Raw genomic sequence first — 21,213 nt, 5'->3', positions numbered from 1 at the left:
TGCAGGGGCAGACTGTCGGGTGCGGTCATCGTGCTGGTCTCCTTCGGGCTTCGACACCTCGAAGATCAGCCGGTGGCCGTTCATCTATGCGGGCACCATCCCGACGCCGGAGCAAACCCCCGGATCAGGTCGAACCCGTACACCATCTCCATGGACGCAACCCATACGTCCCCGCAGTGGGTGCAGTGAAGCCAGTCCCCCTGACGCTTGCCGAGGATCCGGCAACAGGGGACGACTTGTGACGTATAGGCCGCGTTGACCAGCGTCAGCGCAGAACCTCTGCGCTCTGACACGTGTGCGAGTGCCTCGGCCGTGATGCCTTTCGTCCACGCGGCGAGGCGGCGGTTGGTGTTCTTGCCCAGTTTCTTCCGGGGCACGAAGGGCCGACTGAGGTCCTCGGCGACGATGTGCTTCGCTTTGTCCACGACGGCGTGGACGGCGGTGAAGGTCACCGTGCGCACGCGTGATGCGAACCGACGGCGCCGCCTGTCGCGCTTGATCGTGCCGAGGTTGTTGACCGTGATCCGGTCGGCTTTCGCGTGGTCACCGGCGGTCCGGGCCCTCTCGACGACGGCTCGGATTCTGGCCCGGCGAGCGTTCTTGGTCTTGAGGTGGTCGGACTCGGCCCGCAGCAGGTTGCCGAGTTCTTGACCATGGTGGGTACCCTCGGAGTCGGTGAGAACCTCGCTGTATCCCTTGTCCACACCGACCTTCGCCACCCCACAGGGACGCATCTCGTGTAGGTCGGGCGAGTCAATGGCGTAATGGACTTCAACGCGCCCGTCGCGAAGGACGAGACGCAGGGTGCCGGTGGGAGCGACAGTGGTGTTAAGCGGAATGCTGATCATCTTCCGGCGCACCAGGGACGGAACCGCGAGCCAGACGTTTCCCCCTTTGGTCAGGGTGAAGGTGCGGTACTGGTCGGAGCGCACCACGATCTGGTTCACGGTGCGGGAGACACCACGGCGCCAGTGCTTGCGCATGAGACGGCACAGGAACGGATCGTTCGTCCAAGTGTCGCGCTTGAGCGCGGTGTACGCGTCCCTGAGCTCCTTCTCCGTGTGATAGCGGCGGTGGATTGCCTTACGGACGAGTACCTTTGCCGCTTCGCGGGATGCCTTGATGTCGGCCACCGCGTCCCGCACGGTCTCCTTCCACGCGTTCGCCAGTACGCCGAAGGCGGTAGCTGTGCCGTCAGACAGCCACTGGTCGCGGATCTGCCGATCCGAGATGCCAACTCCGCTGACTGACCCGTACCTGCGCCACACCAGCGCCCGCACCACACCCAGCCGGTGCGCCTGCTCGGTGAGTTGGCCGTATTTCCCTCTGTTGAGGTTGTTGCTGTAAGCGATGCGGGTGACCTTCACTGGCTACCGCCGGTCAGCTTGTCCTTGTTGGCGAGGACGAGCTCGCGGCAATGCTGGTTCGCCGCGTGCTTCCGTAGCCCGTCCATCCCCCGCCCCTGCTCGGATCCGCTCCGACAACCCCGTCACTGCATCCAACGAGGCTCGCTTTTAAAGGTCACACATTCGATGTCGGAAAATCCGTTCTCATTCCGAGGTGGACGCTGGCGGACACGTGCGGTCCGCTCGCTGTTCGACGACACAGTCGGTGGCCGTGAACGGGAAAGCGGGTGGCGCGAGCCAAACCCGCAGCGGACGGCCCGCCGCCCAGCCTTCGTGGTCAGCGGCGCCGAGCGGGCTCAGCGGGGCTGCGGCGAGTTTTCGCTCAGGCCCGTATCCCCGCCGCCTCCCGGATCTCCGCGGTCTCCAGGCGTTCGGCCGTGCGCTCGGCGCTCCGCCGCGCCCACCCTCCGCTCGTCAGGGCGCCGACGACCAGAACCACCAGACCGCACCCCGCGACAATCCACCACGCCGGCCGAGCCGCATCGACGAACGCGCTCCGATACGACGCCACCCCCACGCCGGAGGCCAACACCGCCCCGACGACCGCCACACCCAACGTCTGCCCCAACTGCCGGCTGGTGGAGGCGACGGCGGCCGCCACTCCCGCCTGCGCACGCGGCATACCGGACACCGCTGTATTCGTGATCGGCGCGTTGACGAAGCCGAAGCCGAGCCCGAACAGGGCGTACCCGATCACCAGCGTCACGTTCCGCGTCTCCGCCTCGAACGCCGCGAACAGCACCCCGGACGTCGTCATCGCCATCCCCGCGATCAGCAGCGGCAGCCGGGGCCCCCGGTTGCCGACCACCCGTCCCGCCACCGGGGCGCAGACGAAGCACAGCGCGGCCATCGGCAGCATCCACAGGCCGGCGTGCAGCGCGTCCAGCCCGCGTACGTTCTGCAGATACAGCGTCGACAGGAACAGGAAGCCACCGAGCGCCGCGAACGCGCTGATCGCGATGACCGTGGCCCCGCTGAACGGCGCCGACCGGAAGAACCGCAGGTCGATGAGGGGCTCGGCGCGGCGGGGCTCGTAGACGAGGAGTGCGGTCAGCGCGGTCAGGGCGATGCCGCCGAAGAGGAGGAGTTCGGGGGCCGGCGCGGTGGGCGCCTCGATGATCGCGTACGTCAGTGAGCCGAACAGGGCGATGACCAGCACCTGCCCGATCGGGTCGGGGCGGCGCGGCTTCGCGGCGCGGGACTCGGGGACGTAGCGGAGGGTGAGGAGGAGGGCGGCGAGGCCCACCGGGAGGTTGATCCAGAAGATCGACCGCCAGCCGACCGACTCCACCAGCAGCCCGCCGACCAGCGGGCCCGCGGCCATGGAGAGGCCGACGACCGCGCCCCACGCCCCTATCGCCCGGGCTCGCTCCCGCGGGTCCGTGAAGGTGTTGGTGATGATCGACATCGCGACCGGGTTGAGCATCGAACCGCCCACCGCCTGCACCATCCGGAACGCGATCAGCGCGTCGAGGTTCGGGGCGAGGGAGCACAGCGCCGAGCCGATGGTGAAGACGACCAGGCCCGCCATGAAGACGCGCTTGCGGCCGATGCGGTCCGCCGTGGAACCGGCCAGCATCAGCAGCGAGGCGAGGACGAGGGTGTAGGCGTCGATGGTCCACTGCAGGCCCGACGTGCTCGCGTCCAGGTCGCGTTGCAGGGAGGGCAGGGCGACATTGAGGACGGTGTTGTCGAGGCTCACGATCAGCAGGCTCATGCAGCAGATCGCGAGGACCAGCAGTCGGCGGCGAGGACTGAGCTCCGGCATCCTTGAATAGTACGCCTAACTAATGAATTTCGCCGCACCCCGTCCGGTACGTGAGAATGGGGGAATGCCCATGACCGTCTCGCCCGTCGCCGCTCCCCTGGAGATCGGCCCGCACACCGTCCAGCCGCCCGTCGTCCTGGCCCCGATGGCCGGGATCACGAACGCGCCCTTCCGCACGCTGTGCAGGGAGTTCAGTGGTGGCAAGGGGCTGTTCGTCAGCGAGATGATCACGACCCGGGCGCTGGTCGAGCGCAACGAGAAGACCATGCAGCTGATCCACTTCGACGCGACCGAGAAGCCGCGTTCGATCCAGCTGTACGGCGTCGACCCGGCCACCGTCGGCAAGGCCGTCCGCATGATCGCGGAGGAGGGGCTGGCCGATCACATCGACCTGAACTTCGGGTGCCCGGTGCCGAAGGTGACGCGGAAGGGTGGGGGGTCCGCGCTGCCGTACAAGCGGCATCTGCTGCGGGCGATCCTGCGGGAGGCGGTCAGCGGGGCGGGCTCTCTGCCGGTCACGATGAAGATGCGTAAGGGCATCGACGACGATCACATCACCTACCTCGACGCCGGGCGGATCGCGGTGGAGGAGGGTGTGACGGCCATCGCGCTGCACGGCCGTACGGCCGCCCAGCACTACGGCGGTACGGCCGACTGGGACGCCATCGCGCGGCTCAAGGAGCATGTGCCGGAGATTCCCGTGCTCGGGAACGGCGACATCTGGTCGGCCGAGGACGCCGTGCGGATGGTGCGGGAGACCGGGTGCGACGGGGTTGTGGTCGGGCGGGGGTGCCTGGGGCGGCCGTGGCTGTTCGCGGACCTGGTGGCGGCCTTCGAGGGGCGGACGGACGACAGCGCGCGTCCTTCGCTGCGTGAGGTCTCCGACGTCATGGTCCGGCACGCCACGCTGCTCGGCGAGTGGATCGGGGACGAGGCGCGCGGCGTCATCGACTTCCGCAAGCACGTTGCCTGGTATCTGAAGGGCTTCGCGGTCGGCTCGGAGATGCGCAAGCGGCTGGCCGTCACGTCGTCGCTGGAGGAACTGCGGGGCGGGCTGGACGAGTTGGAGCTCGACCAGGCGTGGCCGGTGGGCGCGGACGGGCCGCGTGGGCGTACGTCCGGTAACAACCGGGTGGTGCTGCCGGATGGGTGGCTGAAGGATCCGTATGACTGTGCGGGTGTGGGCGAGGATGCGGAGCTGGATACCTCCGGTGGTTGAGCGGGGATGCCTGCGGCGGCCTGTGGCTGTTTGGTGGGGGTGCGCGTAGCGCCTGGGGTTCGGTGGGTGGGTCGGGGCCGCGTCGGGGGGTGTCCGTCCTCGGACCGGCGGCTGGACTTAGGCCAAGTGGTGCTGCGTGTTGACGCCGGCCACTGCGGGCGGACACCCCCCGACGCGTCCCCTTGCCGCCGTACGCGACTGCAGGCCCGTAGGGGTACGCGCCATCGCCGCACGCCGGATCGCCTTACGGCTGTGGGTGATACGGCAACTTCTCGGCGCCGGTCCAGGCATTTTCAGCCCGTCCGGCGTTTGAGGACGAGGCCCTTTCGGGGCCGATGCGGGGGTCTGGGGGCGGCAGCCCCCAGGGACGGGATGGGTAGGGGCGGCGGGGGCGAGGGGTTCTGGTTACTTTGACGGGGTGGGGGTCGAGCCGTAGGCCGTCAGGAAGCGGTCTCGGAAGGAGCTCATCTTCCAGACCGGGGTCTTGGTGGTGGGCTGGAGGCCGTCCGTCCAGTTCCAGTCGGTGATCTTGTCCAGGACCTTGGGGTCCTTGGCGACGATGGAGATCGGGACGTCCCGGCTGGCCTTCGTGCCGCTGACCCGGGACATCGGCTGGTGGTCGCCCAGGAAGACGAGGACGGTGTCGTCGGTGCCGTAGCGCTCCAGCCACTGGGCGAGGCTGGTGACGGAGTACGAGATCGACTTGCCGTACTCCTGCTTGGAGCGGGTGGAGTCGGAGATGATGTCCTCCGGGTCTGTGCCTGACTGTTGGATGGGCTTGAAGATCGAGCCGTCGCCCAGGTCGTCCCAGTCGACCATCTTGGGGATGGGGGCCCAGGGCTGGTGGCTGGAGGTCAGGATGATCTCCGACATCAGGGGCTTGTCGCGCTTCTTGCCGTGGACCTGACGCTGGAAGGCCTCCAGCGCGTACTGGTCGGGCATCGTGGACCAGCTGAACTTCGGTCCCTTGTAGCCGAGTTGGAAGGCGTTGTAAACCTTGTCGAGGCCGTAGTACTTCTGTTCCGGCCAGGCCTTCTGCACGCCGGGCATCACGCCGACCGTGTCCCAGTCTCCGGTCTTCTGGAAGGCCTCGGTGAGGCTGAGATGGTCGCTGGCCATGACCGTGCGGTAGCGCTGCTGGTTGTCGATCCACAGGCCGGAGAGCGTGGTGGAGTGGCCCAGCCAGCTGTTGCCGCCGAACGTCGCCGACGTCAGCCAGCCGCTCTTCGCGTGGAAGCCGGCGTCGGCCAGGGCCTGGGTGCTGGTGTCGAGGGTGCTGGTGACTCCGGGGGCGATCTCCGGGTCCTCCAGCGCGCTGCGGCCGTAGCTCTCGATGAACGTGAAGATGACGTCCTTGCCGCGCAGGTCCGGGACCAGCTGGTCGGGCGGTGTGTTGCCGAAGGTGTCGGCCTTCGCGTCCTTCGCGAACTGCGCCTCGTCGCGGAGGGTGTCCAGCGTCCGGCGTGCGTGGACCTTGAGGACGCCGGCGGTGTGGTCCGCGGCGATCGGCACGCCGGCGACCTGGAGGCCGAACGCCGTGCAGGTGATCCAGATCGTGCCGGCGATGAGGGCGCCTCTGGACGCGTCCGCCTTGTGGCGGGCGAGGACGCCTGCGACGCGGACGGTGGCCAGGGCGACGAGGGCTATGAGGGCGATGACGAGGATGACGACGCCGATGGTGAGCAGCGTCGTGGTCGTGCCGCCCAGGGAGTCCTTCAGGTACGACTGGGCGTCGTCGAGGAGTTCCCAGTCGAGGACGATGTTGAAGTGCCGGCCCAGGTATTCGTTGTAGCCGATGTCCAGGACGTTCAGGACGGTGAGGGCGCCGAGGGCTGCGCCGGTGGTGGCCGCGACGATCAGGCGGGGGCGGCGGGGGAGGGTGAGGAGTACGGCGGCTCCGATGATCGCCTCCGCGGGGAGGCGCATGAACTCCGTGGCTTTGAGGTTGCCTCGGGTGTTCGGCATTTGCAGGCAGAAGTAGATGAGGGCGGTGGCGAGGGTGGTCAGGGTCCAGCGGAGGTAGGGGGGTTTGGGCTTCTCGGCCTCGGCTTCGCCTTCGGCCGAGTCGTTCCCACCCGCACCACCCGTGCGGACATCGTCGTCGAGTGCGGGTGGCCCCTGTGGGGCGTCCTCGCCGTCGGCGGCTGCGGGTTCGTCGTCGGTGGGTGCGGGTGTGTCCTCCGCGGCTGCGGCTGCATCCGTCGGCGGGTTCTCCGTGGCGGAGTCGGTGACGGCGTCCTCGACCGGCAAGTCGTCCTTCTTGCCGGGCAGTTGACGTAGGCGCGTGAAGACGGGCACCCGAAGGTCCTTCCGTGCGAGGCCCCTGGTGGAGAGTGTGTGGCGGGCCGCGCTGGGGAGGCTGGGGGCCCGCCACACCCTCGTACGGGTCGCCCCCGACCCATGTTCAGCCACTCCGCCCCAGCGCTCGGCAAACCCTCGGCAAACGCCAGGCCAACAAGCCTGGCGCTCCTCTCCCGAGCCCCTCCCAGGCCCCTCCCAGGCCCCTCCCGCGCCCCCTCCTACGCCCCGCCCACCGCCGTCAGCAGCGCCAGCGGAGCCGCTGCCGAGCGGGATTCGCGTACGCACGCGTGGGGGTACGGCACCGGTTCCGCGTGGGTGTCGCGGCCGTAGCCCGCGATCACCTCGGGCAGGCGGTGGCCGGTGGTCGTCGCCGCGTCGACCAGGGCGTGGGCGACCGTGCGGGCCTCGTCGTGCAGGCCGTAGCGGGACAGGCCCAGGGTGATCAGTGCGTTGTCGTGCGGCCAGACCGAGCCGCGGTGGTAGGAGAGCGGGTGGTACGCCGGCTGGCCGGAGGCGAGTGTGCGGACGCCCCAGCCCGAGAAGAAGTCGGGTTCGAGGAGGCGGCGGCCCACCAGTTCGCCGTACTCCTTGTCCAGCAGGCCCGACCAGAGCAGGTGCCCGGCGTCCGACGCGAGGGCGTCCACCTGGTTGCCCTCGCCGTCCAGCGCCAGTGCCGGGAACGAGTGCTCCGGCATCCAGAAGTCTCGCTGGAAACGGTCCCGCAGGTCGCCGGCCGCCTGCTGCAGGAGGGCCGCGTAGGTCTCGTCCTGCCAGACCGTGCGGGCGAGCCACGCCGTGCGGCGCAGGGCGTCGTACGCATAGCCCTGGGCGCCCGCCGCCATCACCGGCCCGGCGGGGCGGGTGCCGTCGGCCGAGCAGATGGCGCCGGGGGAGTCCTTCCAGTTCTGGTTGGCCAGGCCTCCCTGGTCGGCGCGGTAGACCAGGTAGCCGCGGGAGGTCAGGCCGCCGTGGTCCAGCATCCAGCCGATCGCCGCGCGGGCGTACGGCTGAAGGCGCTGCGCCAGTGTCGTGTCGCCGGTCTGTTCGACGTACGCGCCCAGCAGGACCAGGAACAGCGGTGTCGCGTCCACCGAGCCGTAGTAGCGGCCGTACGGCACCTGCCCGAAGTGCGCCAGCTCGCCGTGCCGTACCTCGTGCACGATCTTGCCGGGCTGGGCGACCGACTCGGGGTCCGTCTCCGTCGCCTGGGCCGCGGCCAGCGCGGGGAGGGTGGCGGCGGCCAGTCGGGGGCGGTAGGGGAGGGAGAACAGGGACGTGAGCAGGGCGTCTCGGCCCAGGAGGGTCAGGAACCAGGGGGCGCCGGCAGCCGGGACGCGTAGTTCCTCGCCCTCCGGCCCTGTCGCCGGGACCTGGAGCGCGGCCAGGTCCGCCAGGCCCCGGGCGCAGGCCGCGGCCAGCTCGGGCCAGCCGGTCGGGAAGGCCACGCCCTCCACGAACTCGCCCTCCAGGGAGAGGAGTTGACTGGTGAGGGCGGAGGGGGAGCGTGGGACGCGCAGCGCTCGTTTGTCGCCGTGCGGGCGGGCCATCACCCGGAGGGTCAGTTCCGCCGTGCCGTGCGGTTCCAGGTCCAGGGCCCAGACCAGGCGGCGGGCGCCGGTGCCCGTCTCCTCGACGGCGTCGGGGGCGGGGTCGGCCGTCACCGTCGTGATCGACCGCCATTCGCCTCGCTGGTAGGTGAACTCCACGCCGTGGTCGAGGACCTGGCGGGCGCGGGTGGCGCCGGTCTTGGCGTAGGTGCGGTGGTCGGAGCGCAGCTCGAACTGGTCGGTGAAGTCGGCGTCGACGGTGACGGCGAGGCGGACCGTCGTCGGTGCCGGGCGGTTGCTGGTCACGCGGAGTGACTCGATGAAGGAAGCGTCGCCGACCGCCTGTTCGCGGAAGAGCGTGTACGCGGGCGGTTCGTTGCGGCCGCCGCGCGGGACCAGCACGCAGCGGGCGGTGTCGCCGTCTGCCACCGGGCTGAGTGCCTCGGGAACCGCTCCGTCGACGGTGAGCTGCCAGCGGCTCAGGTGCCGGGCGTCCCGTACGAATAACCCCTCCGGGGAGCCGACGCCCCGTACGCCGCTGATGTCCCCGCGGTCGCCGACAGCGGCGAACGTGCCCCCGTACACGAGCAGATGATGCCGGTCCGTCATCCCCGGTTACCTCCCTTGAATCCCGTGATCGCAGTGGCTTCGGTGATTGCACTGGCTTCGGTGTCGCTGTGCAGCAGGTCGAGTGCGAGCGCGGCCGTCCAGCCGAAGCCGGTGGCACCGCAGGCCTCGCCGGTGTACGGGTCGACGTACTCGGCGAAGTCGGAGGCGGCCGCCAGGTCCAGCAGCGCCCCGCGCAGCGCGTCGGCGTGCTTCTGCTCGCCGTGGGTGCGCAGGCCGCGTTCCAGCAGCCAGTTCGTGTTGAACCAGGCCGGGCCCCGCCAGTAGCGGTGCGGGTCGAAGGCCTCGCCGAGGAGGTCGTACGACGGGGCCAGGCGGGTCGAGTCGCCCAGGCCGAAGTGCGGTCCCTGGGCCGTGCGGATCAGGGAGGTTGTGATGTCGCGCGGGAGGGTGGGGAGGAGGAGGGGGATCAGGCCGGAGACGCTGCGCTCCGGGATCAGCTCCCCGCCACGCACGTCACGGCAGAAGAACATCCCCTCCGCCGGGTCCCACATCCGCTCGATCAGCGCCGCCGTCAACCGCTCCGCGCGCGCGTGCCGGGCCGTCCCCGTCGCCCCCAGCTCCCGCGCGATCCGGGCCAGCGCGTGCTCGGAGGCGATGAGCAGGGCGTTGAAGGAGGGGTCCTCGACCGCGAAGTCCCCGGCCCCGTCCGCATAGCCGCGGTCCCGGTACTCCGTGGCCAGCCGTACATACCGCCCGTAGTCCAGGTCCGTCGGCCGGTCCTCGGCGGCCCCGTGGGCGAGGTCGGCGCGGCGGAAGGAGCGGGCCGGGGCGGGTGTGATGCGGGCGAGCGGGGCGTCCCAGCAGGGGCTGTTGTCCATACCCTGTTCCCAGGGGTGGACGACGGAGGCGAGGCCGCCTGAGCCGAGGTCGCGCCGGTGCAGCAGGTAGCGGTGCCAGGCGGCCAGGCGGGGATACATCCGGGTGAGGAAGCCGCGCGCCCGGGACAGCCCGGGGTCGGCGCGGTGCACCAGCCAGGCCGCCAGCGCGTGCACCGGTGGCTGCACGATGCCGGAGGTCTGTACGGTGCGCGGGGCGCCCGCAGCGCGCCCCGCGGTCGAGGAGCGCCAGAAGTCGGGGCTCGGGAAGTAGGCGTCGAGCGGCACGGAGGGGTTGAAGACGATGTGCGGGATCCGCCCGTCACCCCACTGGGCGTCGAGCAGTGTCTCCAGTTCCGTCTGGGCCCGTAACGGCGAGATGTGCCGCAGGCCGATCGCGATGAACGCCGAGTCCCAGGACCACTGGTGCGGATACAGGCTGCGCGAGGGGACGGTCGAGGTGCCGGTCCAGTTGGTCTCCAGTACCCGTGCGGCCCTGACGTGCGGCGAATCCGCCACAGGGGGCGGATCGTATGCGATATCACGCTCCGTTGGACGGGCTGTGAGCTGGGCAGTGCGATCCACTCGGGGCTCCCCGAAAGACGTTCGGCCGACCGGTTCGGTCGTGGCTACCGTAGGGTTACGTCTATTTAACACGCAAAACTCAATATGTAATGCAGAGTTGAGAAACACAAGGGGGTGCGCATGACCGGTCAGCCGGGACGGACGGGCAGGGCGACCAAGAGCGGGAGTCAGGCGGGCGTCGGCGATCTGCTCGCCCTCGTGCGCAGCGGGCGCGCCACCACGCGCGGCGCCCTCCAGCAGGCGACCGGGCTCTCGCGGGCCACGGTCGGCCAGCGTCTGGACCGCCTGTTCCGGGCCGGCTGGCTGCGCGAGGGCGCCGGGGGTCCCGTGGACTCCCCGCTGGGCGGCCGCCCCTCCATCACCCTGGAGTTCGACGGCGAGCACGCGGTCGTCCTCGCCGCCGACCTCGACACCCGGCACGCGCGCGCCGCGGTCCTCTCCCTGACCGGCGAGATCCTCGCCGAGCACGGCGGCACGCTTGCCCTCGCGGACGGGCCGGACGTGGTGCTGGGCGAGCTGGGGCGCTGGTTCGCCGAACTGCTGGAGAAGGCCGGGCGCCGGGCCGACGAGGTGTGCGGGATCGGGCTCGCGGTGCCGGGGCCGGTGGACAACGAGACCGGCCGGGTCGTCCAGCCGCCGATCATGCCGGGCTGGGACGGCTATGACATACGAGGGCGGCTGGCCAGGGCCTTCAGCGAGCACGCAGGGGTCGGGCCGGTGCCGGTTCTCGTCGACAACGACGCCAACCTCATGGCGTACGGCGAACAGCGCACCGGATACCCGGACTGCTCGGCGTTCGTGCTGGTCAAGGTGTCGACCGGGATCGGCGCGGGGGTCGTCGTGGACGGCTCCGTGTATCGCGGCATCGACGGGGGCGCGGGCGACATCGGGCACATCCGGGTGGGCGCCGACGCGCTGTGCCGGTGTGGTTCGTACGGCTGCCTGGCCGCCGTCGCCAGTGGCGGTGCGGTGGCGCGGCGGCTGGCCGAGGAGGGGGTGCCGGCGGCCTCCGGCTCAGATGTGCGGGATCTGCTGGCGTCGGGGCATCCGGGGGCGGCGGCGCTGGCGCGGGAGGCCGGGCGGCAGGTCGGGGATGTACTGGCGACGGTCGTGACGCTGCTCAACCCCGGGGTGCTGATGATCGCCGGGGATCTGGCCGGGACGCCCTTCCTCACCGGCGTACGGGAGTTGCTGTACCAGCGGGCGCTGCCGCGCTCCACCGCTCATCTGGACGTCGTGACCTCGCGGCTGGGGGAGCGGGCCGGGCTGGTGGGGGCCGGGGCGCTGGTCGTGGAGTATCTGTACGCGCCGGAGCGGGTGGCGCAGCGGCTGCTGGCGCTCGGCGTGTAACCAGGACGTTTCGGCCAGGTCGCACGTCCGCATGGTGGAAATCCCGTGGCTGTGGCAGCGTGATTCTCGCCACCCTTGATAAGGGTTGCGCTCAGATGAGCGGATCTTGAGCGGTTGCACTTCTCCAAGGGGTGGCACTCGGTGCCACCCTTTGATCGTTCATCGATCGAAATCAAACGTGCGGTAAGGCTGCTCATCTGAGCGAAAATCCGCACCTGTGGGCGCTCTTGCGTTCAAGAAGTGAAAACATCCGGCCGTCAGGGCTTGCCAAGCTTTGACTTTCGATCCACTGGCGGACGGGTGGTTACAGGCGCATGACGCGTGAGTAGACGTACCCAGGCGCCTTCGATCTGGGTATGTTCCTCGCCGTCAGGGCAGCCACCGCGTCCTCGAGGGAGTCGAGACCGTGTCGGAAAACAAAGAACCCCACGTAGCGAAGTTCGTTTACGACTTCACCGAGGGAAACAAGGACCTCAAGGACCTCTTGGGTGGCAAGGGTGCCAACCTCGCCGAGATGACCAACCTGGGACTCCCCGTTCCCCCTGGCTTCACGATCACGACGGAAGCCTGCAAGGTCTACCTCGACAGCGGCGAGGAGCCGGCGGCACTGCGTGACGAGGTGAGTGCGCACCTCGACGCCCTTGAGACGAAGATGGCGAAGAAGCTCGGCCAGGCCGACAACCCGCTCCTCGTCTCGGTCCGCTCCGGCGCCAAGTTCTCCATGCCCGGCATGATGGATACGGTCCTCAACATCGGACTCTCCGACAAGTCCGTGAAGGGCCTCGCCGACCAGGCCGGCGACGAGCGCTTCGCCTGGGACTCCTACCGTCGCCTCATCCAGATGTTCGGCAAGACGGTCCTCGGCGTCGACGGCGAGCTCTTCGAGGAGGCCCTCGACAAGGCCAAGGAGGCCAAGAAGGTCACGGTCGACACCGACCTTGAGGCCGCCGACCTGAAGAAGCTGGTCACCGCCTTCAAGAAGATCGTGAAGAAGGAGGCCGGCCGGGACTTCCCGCAGGACCCGCGCGAGCAGATGGACCTCGCCATCCACGCGGTCTTCGACTCCTGGAACACCGACCGCGCCAAGCTGTACCGCCGCCAGGAGCGCATCCCCGGCGACCTCGGCACGGCCGTCAACGTCTGCTCGATGGTCTTCGGCAACCTGGGCCCGGACTCCGGCACGGGTGTCGCCTTCACCCGTGACCCCGCCTCCGGCCACCAGGGCGTCTACGGCGACTACCTGCAGAACGCGCAGGGCGAGGACGTGGTCGCAGGCATCCGCAACACCGTGCCGCTCGCGGAGCTGGAGACGATCGACAAGAAGTCGTACGACCAGCTGATGCAGATCATGGAGACGCTGGAGAACCACTACAAGGACCTCTGCGACATCGAGTTCACCATCGAGCGCGGTCAGCTGTGGATGCTCCAGACCCGTGTCGGCAAGCGCACGGCGGGCGCGGCCTTCCGTATCGCGACCCAGCTGGTGGACCAGGGCCTGATCGACGAGGCCGAGGCGCTCCAGCGCGTCAACGGCGCCCAGCTCGCGCAGCTGATGTTCCCGAAGTTCGACGACGAGGCCAAGGTCGAGCAGGTCGGCCGGGGCATCGCGGCCTCGCCGGGTGCGGCGGTCGGCAAGGCGGTCTTCGACTCGTACACCGCCGTGAAGTGGTCGCGCTCCGGCGAGAAGGTCATCCTGGTCCGCCGGGAGACCAACCCCGACGACCTGGACGGCATGATCGCCGCCGAGGGCATCCTGACCTCGCGTGGCGGCAAGACCTCCCACGCGGCCGTGGTCGCGCGCGGCATGGGCAAGACCTGTGTCTGCGGCGCCGAGGAGCTCGAAGTCGACACCAAGCGGCGCCGGATGACGGTGCCGGGCGGGCACGTGGTGGAGGAGGGCGACCTCATCTCCATCGACGGCTCCAGCGGCAAGGTGTACCTCGGTGAGGTGCCGGTGGTCCCGTCCCCGGTCGTGGAGTACTTCGAGGGCCGGATGCACGCGGGCGCCCAGGACGCCGACGAGCTGGTCGAGGCCGTGCACCGGATCATGGCGTTCGCCGACCGCAAGCGCCGGCTGCGGGTGCGCGCCAACGCGGACAACGCCGAGGACGCGCTGCGCGCCCGTCGCTTCGGCGCGCAGGGCATCGGCCTGTGCCGTACCGAGCACATGTTCCTCGGCGACCGCCGTGAGCTGGTCGAGCGCCTCATCCTGGCGCACACCGAGGAGGAGCGCGAGGAGAGCCTGAAGGCGCTGCTCCCGCTCCAGAAGCAGGACTTCGTCGAGCTGTTCTCGGCGATGGACGGCCTGCCGGTGACGATCCGTCTGCTGGACCCGCCGCTGCACGAGTTCCTGCCCGACATCACCGAGCTGTCGGTCCGCGTGGCGCTCGCCGAGTCCCGCCAGGAGCCGCACGAGAACGAGCTGCGGCTGCTCCAGGCGGTGCACCGGCTGCACGAGCAGAACCCGATGCTGGGTCTGCGCGGTGTACGCCTGGGCCTGGTCATCCCCGGCCTGTTCACGATGCAGGTCCGCGCGATCGCCGAGGCCGCGGCCGAGCGCAAGAACGCCAAGGCCGACCCGCGCGCCGAGATCATGATCCCGCTCGTCGGCACGGTCCAGGAGCTGGAGATCGTCCGCGAGGAGGCCGACCAGGTCATCGCGGAGGTCGAGGCGGCGACCGGTACCAAGCTGAAGCTGTCGATCGGCACGATGATCGAGCTCCCGCGTGCGGCCCTCACGGCCGGACAGATCGCCGAGGCGGCGGAGTTCTTCTCCTTCGGCACGAACGACCTCACCCAGACCGTGTGGGGCTTCAGCCGGGACGACGTGGAGGCCTCGTTCTTCACGGCCTACCTGGAGAAGGGCATCTTCGGCGTCTCCCCGTTCGAGACGATCGACAGGGATGGCGTGGGCTCGCTCGTCGCGTCCGCGGCGGCGGCGGGCCGTGCGACCCGCCCCGACCTGAAGCTCGGCGTCTGCGGCGAGCACGGCGGTGACCCGGAGTCCGTCCACTTCTTCCACGAGGTCGGCCTCGACTACGTCTCCTGCTCGCCGTTCCGGATTCCGGTGGCGCGACTGGAGGCGGGGCGCGCGGCGACGCAGTCGGAGGGCAGCGACCACCGCTAGGCCTTACGGCCACTGCGACTCCGGAGCCGCCGTCCGTCCCCGACCCTCAGTACCGATGGGCGGCGGTTCCGGTGCACGAAGAGAGGGCGGCACCCGTGCGGGGGTGCCGCCCTCTCGCCTGTTCCGGCGGCCGTCACCAGCAGTGATGTGTTGCGGGCCACGGTGTCCGATGCGACCGTGTTCCAGGGGGTCGTGCCGTGGCCCGAGAAGGGACGCCCTTGCAGGCAACGGCATTTCGCGTCGATCCACGACCGAACCTCACTCCACATTCCGGTTCCCGGCTACCTGCCGCTCCGTGCATCGACGTGCGTCCGACCAATGGGGGGAAGCACACAGAAAGCGGGAAATTCAATGGCGAACGGACCCATGGACAGGCGCGCCTTCGGCGGGCAGCCCGACCGGCCCAATGGCCACACCCCGGACCAGGGCACGGAGTACACCGGCCGGTACGTGGTCCTGCTCGACCCGAGCAACCAGGAGAGCGGACTGAACGCGCTGCGTTCCTCCGCCGACATCGCGTCCGTCGAACGTGTCCGAGGAAGCGAAACCGCGAACATAGCTGAACTCCTTGAGCGCCCCGACGTCTCGGTGCATTTCGAGGAACTCGCCGCCGCCGTGGTCGAGGTGCGGCCCGAACAGCGTCACGCGCTGGTGACCACGGCCGAGTCGGACCCGTCGATCATCGCGGCGGAACCGGAGCGCATGGTGTACGCCATGCCGATCACCGCCCCGACGCAGGCGCCGACCGAGTTCTTCCCGGCGTACCGCAGCGACGAGGAAGTCGTCGCCCGCCACTCCAGGGCCGAGATGGCCGTCGCGCAGGGCCCGGCCTGGGACGAGAAGACCTGGACCTGGGGCCTCCAGGCGATCCGGGCCAACCTGTCCCACCTGACCGGACGCGGCGTGAAGGTCGCCGTGCTCGACACCGGCGTGGACACCGACCACCCGGACCTGGTCGGCTGCCTCGAGGAGACGATGTCGTTCGTGCTCGGCGAGTCCGTCGAGGACTCCAACGGCCACGGTACGCACTGCATCGGCACCGTCGCCGGCTCGAAGACCCCCCAGCAGCAGCCCCGCTACGGCGTGGCCTGCGACGCCCGGATCCTCGCCGGGAAGGTCCTCAGTAACCGGGGTACCGGCACAGACGGCCAGATCCTGGCGGGCATGGCCTGGGCGATGTCGCGCGGCGCGCGAGTGATCTCCATGTCGCTCGGCGCACCGGTCCGCAAGAACGAGCTCTTCCCGCAGACGTACGAGATTCTGGCCAAGCGCGCACTTGAGCGCGGGACGGTGATCGTCGCTGCCGCGGGCAACGACAGCAACCGGCCCATGGACATCGATCCCGTCAGCCGGCCCGCCAACTGTCCGTCGATCCTGGCGGTGGGCGCGCTCGACAAGGCCATTTCGCCGGCGTTCTTCTCCAACGGCGGCATCAACGGCCAGGGCGGTGAGGTCAACATCGCCGCGCCCGGCTGGGACGTGCACTCGGCCGCCCCTGGCGGCGGGTACACCAGCATGAAGGGTACGAGCATGGCCACCCCGCATGTCGCGGGTGTCCTCGCCCTGATCGTCGAGGCGAACCCCCACGCGTCCGCGGCCGACCTCAAGGCCGCGCTGCTGTCCGCCTCGTTCCCGCTGACGCAGCCCGTCAGGGACGTCGGCTCGGGCCTGCTCCAGGCCCCGTGAGCGAGTCGTCCGGTTCCGCGCCGGTCGGGGTCATCCTCGCAGTCGACCCCGACCGGTTCGCGGACATCGTCGAAGCCCTGCGGCGCAAGGGGTTGACGGTCACCGGCGAGCAGCCGACCCTCGGCACGCTCTCCGGCACCGTCGCGGAGGATCGGATACCGGCCCTGGAGACGGTCGACGGCGTCGAATCAGTCGACCGGGAACTCACCTTCCGGCTCCCGCCGCCCGACTCCCCGATCCAGTGAGTCCGGCCCACGCCCCGGGTTTCGAGCCCGGGGCGTGGGCCGTTCACCGACGGGCGGTGCTACTCGCAGGCCACGCCGTCCCCGTCACGGTCGAGGTGGCGGCCGTAGCCGGGATCGCCGGCACGCACCGGTGCGGCGCCGGCGGCACGGGCGGCGTCGCAGTTGGTGTAGTAGACGTCGCCGCCGGACGAGTCACCGCTGGTGTCGTCGTCGTCGCCGCCGTCGGAGCCGCTGTCCGCCGCCGCGGGCGCCGCGGTGACGGTGGCGGTGACCTTGATCGTCTTCGTGGCCGTCACGGTCGGAGCCGGTTCGGGTTCTTCCGCCGGGGCCGTCTTGGTCGCCGTCACCGTGACCGTGGGGCCTGGTGAGGCCGCCGTCGGCTTCGCCTCGGCATTCTTCGAGCCCTGGTCGGAAGCGCCTGCGCCGATGCCCAGGAAGAAGGCCAGCCCGAGCGCGGGAAGTACGTAGCGCTTGCGTGCCCACTTGGGTGCCGGGCGGAACGGCCAATGCTGCGGCACATGTGGCGGCGTGTATGGATTGGTCATGTCATCCCCCCACTGGTGTTGCGTGAGGGGATGACCGTAATGCCCAGCGTCCGGATGTGTAGGAGATGTGTCTGTTTCGTGACCGCTATGCGCGGAAGGGCCCCGTCACCTCATACGTGATCCCGCCCGACGAACTGCCGCTCGTCCCGCGCTGGCTGGAGAAGTACAGGCGTGTCCCGTTCGGGGAGAAGGCCGGTCCCGTGATCTCCGAGCCGGACTGGCCGTCGATCCGCAGGAACGAGGCGACGACGTCGTCCGGGGTGATCACGCAGATCTCCATGTTGCCGCCGTCCTCGGCGACGAAGAGGTCGCCGGAGGAGGAGCCGGTGATGTTGTCGACGCCGGTGAGCGGGGCGGTGCCGTTGACGAGGGAGTCGTCGTACGCCAACTCGTAGGTGTTGTTGGTGAGGTTGAGCTGCCAGACGCGGTTGTCGCCCTTGGTGGTGAACCACACCGTGTCGTCGGCGTAGTGGCAGCCCTCGCCGCCGTTGAAGGACTTGGAGCCGGAGACCTGGGAGCGGGTGGCGGTGGGGGAGCCGTCCGGGTCGGGGACGTTCGCCCAGGTGAAGGAGCCCGAGGTGGCGCTGCCCGCGACCATGACCTGGAGGGTGCCGGAGGACAGGTTGCCCCAGGTCGTCGGGACGAAGCGGTAGAAGCGGCCGTTCGTCTCGTCCTCGGTCAGGTAGATCACCTGGCGCTCGGGGTCGGCGGCGGCCGCCTCGTGCTTGAAGCGGCCCATCGCGTCCCGGCGGGTGGCCGCGTTCGTGCCCCACGGGTCGGTCTCGTAGACGTAGCCGAGGGACACCTCCTCGCAGGACAGCCAGGTGTTCCACGGGGTCTTGCCGCCCGCGCAGTTCTGGCGGGTGGAGGAGAGGATGCGGTACGCGCCCGTGACCGCGCCGGTCGACGAGAACTTCACCGCGCTCGCGCCGCCGGAGGGGTTGATCTCCGAGTTGGAGACGTAGATCCAGCCGCTGCCGTCGGCGTAACAGGCGCCGCCGTCAGGGGCGTTGTGCCAGGTGTACGACGTTCCGGAGACCGTCTGGCCGGAGCGGGCGACGACCCGGCTGGTGAAGCCGCTGGGGAGTCTGATGCCGTTGGCGTCGGGGGAGCCCAGCGGCCCGTAGGGGCCGGTGCCGGGCTGGGCGGGCGCGGCGTACGCGGCGCCGCGCCACAGGGTTCCGCCGAACACGGCGGTAGAGCCGCCGAGGACGGCCGCACGCAGGAGGTTACGACGTTCCACTCTCACTCCAAGAGGTGGAGACCGCCCCGCCGTCGGTTGACGGCGGGGGTCGTGCCTGGGGGGCGGCATGGAACTTAGGGGTGCGTGGTTGACGGGCCGTGGCCAACGCATGGCCGTCGGGCGGCGTACCTGGGTGCTGCATGTGCGCCGCCCATGAGGGCTCATGTGAGTGCCACCCGAGTGCGCTCCCCGGAGTGCATACGCCCCTGTGCGCCCCCTGAGTGTCCCCGCCCGTGGGTGCTCACACACGCAACACCGGCACCCCGCGCTTGCGCTGCCCGGGTTTCTCGGGCCCCGAACCGTGTCCCTCGCGCGTCGCCTCCGCCGACGGCAGCCGGATCACCGCGTCCAGCCCGCCCGCGGCCGCCGCGTGCAGGCTCGCCCCGCCGCCGCTCGCGTGCGCGAGCCGTTGGACCAGCGACAGGCCAAGGCCCGTCCCGCCCTTGGGGGCGCCCGGCGCGCGCCAGAAGCGGTCGAAGGCGCGGGCGCGCTGCTCCGGGGTCATCCCGGGGCCCTCGTCGGTGATGTGCAGGTCGACCCAGGCGGGCCGGGCGTCGCGCAGGGCGCGGCGGGCCGGCACATGGAGGCGCAGCTCCATGGTCACCGTGCTGTCGGACGGCGAGGCGCGCAGGGCGTTGGACAGCAGGTTGTCCACGATCTGCTCGACCCCGCCGGGTACGGCGAGCACCGGGCCGACACTGCCCGCGAACAGCACGAGCGAGACCCGCTGTTTCTCGAAGAGCGGCTGCCAGGTGCGGTGCCGTTCCGCGCACACCGCCCCCACGTCGACCGGGCCGGGCATCGCCGCGTTCTCCTCCAGGCGGGCCATCGCCAGCAGGCCCTCCACCATCCGGGAGAGCCGGTCCGTCTCGGTCACCGCGGCGGCGAGACTGCCCCGGCCGCGCGCGGCGACGCTCGGCTCCAGGTTCTCCAGCCTCAGCCGCAGCGCCGCCAGCGGCGTCTTGAGCTGATGGGACGCCTCGCCCGCGAACGCGTGCTGGGCGTCGAGGAGATGGGCGAGGCGCGCCGCCGTACGGTTGAACGCGGCGGCGAGTCTGCGTACTTCGGGCGGCCCCTTCGTGATCGTCACCGGTGCGGCCAGGCCGCCGTCCGCCAACTCGTCGGTGGCGCGCTCCAGTTCGCGGATCGGGCGGCCGGTCCAGCGGGCGATGGCGAAGCCGACCACCGCGACCGCGGTGAGGACGCCGAGCCCGCCGAGGCCGAGCAACAGCCAGACGTGATGGACGCGTTCGTGCACCGTCCGGGTCGGCAGCGTCAGCCAGACGGCACCCTGCAGCCCCGACGTGTGCCGGACGGGCGCGGCGACCGACAGATACTCCACCCCGCCGATGGTCGACGTCCGGACATCCACCGTGGAGGTGCCGTTGAGGGCGGCCGCGAGGCCGGGGCGGGAGGCGAGGTCGGCCGACATCACGGCGGCCATCGGGTGAGAGGCGGCGAGCAGGGTGCCCGCGGCGTCCACGATCACCACCTTCCCGCCGATGCGCTCGGCGCAGTGCGCCACCCGGCGGGGCAGGTCCCGCTCCGCCCGCCCCGCGCTGAGGGACAGCGAGGCGTACGCCGACACCGACTCGGCCTCGTCCTTCGCCGCGTTCACCACCCGCTCCCGCTCACTGCGCGAGTAGACGAAGCCCAGCGGGATCTCCAGGCAGGCCAGCACGAGCGCGGCGAGACTCAGATAGCTGAGCAGCAGCCGCCGGGTCATGGCGAGGACACCTGCGGTCCGCCCGGCTCGGTCTGCACCGCCAGCCGGAAGCCGACCCCGCGCAGCGTCTGGATCCACGCCGGGTCTCCCAACTTCCGCCGCAGCGAGGCGACATGGACGTCCAGGGTCTTGGTCGGACCCTCGTAGTGCGGATCCCACACCCGGTCCAGGATCTGCTGCCGGGAGCAGACCGCACCCGGATCCTCGGCCAGCAGCGCCAGCAGCTCGAACTCCTTCGGCGTGAGGCTCACCGGCACCTCGCCGACCCAGACCTGGCGGGTGCGGCGGTCGACGACGAGGGGGCCGGGGGCGTACGCGGGTTGGGGTGCGGTGTCGTCGTGCGGCGAGGGCGCCGCGGCCTCCGGCGACGGGAGCGGGGGCGGCACGGTCTCGTACGACGGTGACGGCGCGATCTCGTACGACCGGGGCGGCGCGATCTCGTACGACGGTGACGGCGCGGTCTCGTACGACCGGGGCGGCACGGCGGCCACCGGCTCCGCCACCGCCTCCGTGCGCTGGGTCCGCCTGGTCACCGCGCGCACCCGGGCCACCAACTCCCGCACGCTGAACGGCTTCGCCAGATAGTCGTCCGCCCCGAGCTCAAGCCCGAGCACCCGGTCGGCCTCCTCACCCCGCGCACTCAGGATGATGACCGGCACGTCCGAGACCTGTCGGATGCCGCGGCAGACGTCGATGCCGTCCATGTCCGGCAACCCGAGATCGAGCAGGACGACATCGCCGTACGGCCTTCTCAACCCCTCCGCGCCGGTCGTCACGTGATCCACCGTCAGACCGAAGTTGCCCAGTCCCTCGGCGAGCGGTTCGGCGATCGTCTCGTCGTCCTCTATGAGCAGCACTTGTATGCCCATGGGTCCTGTTGGGTCCTGTTCTCTCGAATTAACAATCTCTGCCCTGAAGTCAACACGCTACAGGGGACAAGCGCTTGCCCGGTCGTGCGACAAAGAATGGCCAATTTCTGGGCGCGCTCTGGCCTTCGCTTAACCTTCGTCTGGTGTGGCC

At 70.2% G+C, this 21,213-nt stretch carries 14 protein-coding genes; 5 read left to right on the top strand and 9 right to left on the bottom strand.

What is annotated here, in order from left to right; genetic code table 11:
* Positions 1-80 precede the first annotated feature (80 nt).
* Both ACIA8X_RS41670 and ACIA8X_RS41665 read right to left on the bottom strand, forming a co-directional pair.
* Entirely contained in the window at positions 81-1,367 is a 1,287-nt protein-coding gene (locus tag ACIA8X_RS41670; protein WP_399460496.1) for a zinc ribbon domain-containing protein, read from the bottom strand.
* Positions 1,368-1,728: 361 nt separating this feature from the next.
* Complete coding sequence (locus ACIA8X_RS41665) at positions 1,729-3,174, bottom strand: MFS transporter (RefSeq protein ID WP_399460495.1); 1,446 nt, start codon at positions 3,172-3,174, stop codon at positions 1,729-1,731.
* A 70-nt stretch (positions 3,175-3,244) separates the two neighbouring features.
* Here ACIA8X_RS41665 and dusB point away from each other — a divergent pair, with 70 nt between their 5' ends.
* Positions 3,245-4,393: a tRNA dihydrouridine synthase DusB gene (gene dusB / locus ACIA8X_RS41660; protein WP_393460962.1), complete on the top strand. Its 1,149-nt coding sequence runs from the start codon at positions 3,245-3,247 to the stop codon at positions 4,391-4,393.
* Positions 4,394-4,798: 405 nt separating this feature from the next.
* Here the strand turns inward: dusB and ACIA8X_RS41655 are convergent, their stop codons facing one another.
* The 3 genes from ACIA8X_RS41655 to ACIA8X_RS41645 all read right to left on the bottom strand — a co-directional run bounded on the left by ACIA8X_RS41655 (position 4,799) and on the right by ACIA8X_RS41645 (position 10,271).
* Complete coding sequence (locus tag ACIA8X_RS41655) at positions 4,799-6,691, bottom strand: CDP-alcohol phosphatidyltransferase (protein ID WP_399460494.1); 1,893 nt, start codon at positions 6,689-6,691, stop codon at positions 4,799-4,801.
* Positions 6,692-6,912: 221 nt separating this feature from the next.
* Complete coding sequence (locus ACIA8X_RS41650; protein ID WP_393460968.1) at positions 6,913-8,850, bottom strand: glycogen debranching N-terminal domain-containing protein; 1,938 nt, start codon at positions 8,848-8,850, stop codon at positions 6,913-6,915.
* Positions 8,847-10,271, bottom strand: coding sequence for an MGH1-like glycoside hydrolase domain-containing protein (locus ACIA8X_RS41645; RefSeq protein ID WP_393460971.1), 1,425 nt, complete (start codon positions 10,269-10,271; stop codon positions 8,847-8,849). The genes ACIA8X_RS41650 and ACIA8X_RS41645 overlap by 4 nt, the downstream gene beginning before the upstream one ends.
* Positions 10,272-10,391: 120 nt before the next feature.
* Here ACIA8X_RS41645 and ACIA8X_RS41640 point away from each other — a divergent pair, with 120 nt between their 5' ends.
* The 4 genes from ACIA8X_RS41640 (at position 10,392) to ACIA8X_RS41625 (ending at position 16,679) form a co-directional block, all read left to right on the top strand.
* On the top strand, positions 10,392-11,621 hold the full coding sequence (locus ACIA8X_RS41640) for an ROK family protein (protein ID WP_393460974.1): 1,230 nt from the start codon (positions 10,392-10,394) through the stop codon (positions 11,619-11,621).
* A gap of 406 nt (positions 11,622-12,027) precedes the next feature.
* Positions 12,028-14,748 (top strand): pyruvate, phosphate dikinase, encoded by a 2,721-nt coding sequence (gene ppdK / locus ACIA8X_RS41635; protein WP_393460977.1) that lies wholly within the window; start codon positions 12,028-12,030, stop codon positions 14,746-14,748.
* Between the two features lie 351 nt (positions 14,749-15,099).
* Entirely contained in the window at positions 15,100-16,434 is a 1,335-nt protein-coding gene (locus ACIA8X_RS41630; RefSeq protein ID WP_393460980.1) for a S8 family serine peptidase, read from the top strand.
* Positions 16,431-16,679 (top strand): hypothetical protein, encoded by a 249-nt coding sequence (locus ACIA8X_RS41625; RefSeq protein WP_399460493.1) that lies wholly within the window; start codon positions 16,431-16,433, stop codon positions 16,677-16,679. Before ACIA8X_RS41630 ends, ACIA8X_RS41625 begins: the two co-directional genes overlap by 4 nt.
* A gap of 59 nt (positions 16,680-16,738) precedes the next feature.
* Here ACIA8X_RS41625 and ACIA8X_RS41620 read toward each other — a convergent pair whose 3' ends face one another.
* The 4 genes from ACIA8X_RS41620 to ACIA8X_RS41605 all read right to left on the bottom strand — a co-directional run bounded on the left by ACIA8X_RS41620 (position 16,739) and on the right by ACIA8X_RS41605 (position 21,062).
* Positions 16,739-17,224, bottom strand: coding sequence for an excalibur calcium-binding domain-containing protein (locus ACIA8X_RS41620; RefSeq protein WP_399460492.1), 486 nt, complete (start codon positions 17,222-17,224; stop codon positions 16,739-16,741).
* An 85-nt stretch (positions 17,225-17,309) separates the two neighbouring features.
* The gene (locus tag ACIA8X_RS41615; protein ID WP_393460989.1) at positions 17,310-18,467 is read right to left on the bottom strand and encodes an alkaline phosphatase PhoX; all 1,158 of its coding nucleotides are present in this window, start codon (positions 18,465-18,467) and stop codon (positions 17,310-17,312) included.
* A 241-nt stretch (positions 18,468-18,708) separates the two neighbouring features.
* The gene (locus ACIA8X_RS41610; protein ID WP_399460491.1) at positions 18,709-20,193 is read right to left on the bottom strand and encodes an ATP-binding protein; all 1,485 of its coding nucleotides are present in this window, start codon (positions 20,191-20,193) and stop codon (positions 18,709-18,711) included.
* Complete coding sequence (locus tag ACIA8X_RS41605) at positions 20,190-21,062, bottom strand: winged helix-turn-helix domain-containing protein (RefSeq protein ID WP_399460490.1); 873 nt, start codon at positions 21,060-21,062, stop codon at positions 20,190-20,192. Before ACIA8X_RS41605 ends, ACIA8X_RS41610 begins: the two co-directional genes overlap by 4 nt.
* Positions 21,063-21,213 lie beyond the last annotated feature (151 nt).

The organism is Streptomyces sp. NPDC051738, assembly GCF_044453205.1.
Lineage (GTDB): Bacteria > Actinomycetota > Actinomycetes > Streptomycetales > Streptomycetaceae > Streptomyces.
This window is presented reverse-complemented; position numbering and strand designations above follow the sequence as displayed.

Bases quoted from the DNA above. Each gene is read 5' to 3' on its own strand.
- ACIA8X_RS41665 (WP_399460495.1), bottom strand. From the start codon at position 3,174: ATGCCGGAGCTCAGTCCTCGCCGCCGACTGCTGGTCCTCGCGATCTGC.
- dusB (WP_393460962.1), top strand. From the start codon at position 3,245: ATGACCGTCTCGCCCGTCGCCGCTCCCCTGGAGATCGGCCCGCACACC.
- ACIA8X_RS41650 (WP_393460968.1), bottom strand. From the start codon at position 8,850: ATGACGGACCGGCATCATCTGCTCGTGTACGGGGGCACGTTCGCCGCT.
- ACIA8X_RS41640 (WP_393460974.1), top strand. From the start codon at position 10,392: ATGACCGGTCAGCCGGGACGGACGGGCAGGGCGACCAAGAGCGGGAGT.
- ACIA8X_RS41630 (WP_393460980.1), top strand. From the start codon at position 15,100: ATGGCGAACGGACCCATGGACAGGCGCGCCTTCGGCGGGCAGCCCGAC.
- ACIA8X_RS41620 (WP_399460492.1), bottom strand. From the start codon at position 17,224: ATGACCAATCCATACACGCCGCCACATGTGCCGCAGCATTGGCCGTTC.
- ACIA8X_RS41610 (WP_399460491.1), bottom strand. From the start codon at position 20,193: ATGACCCGGCGGCTGCTGCTCAGCTATCTGAGTCTCGCCGCGCTCGTG.
- ACIA8X_RS41605 (WP_399460490.1), bottom strand. From the start codon at position 21,062: ATGGGCATACAAGTGCTGCTCATAGAGGACGACGAGACGATCGCCGAA.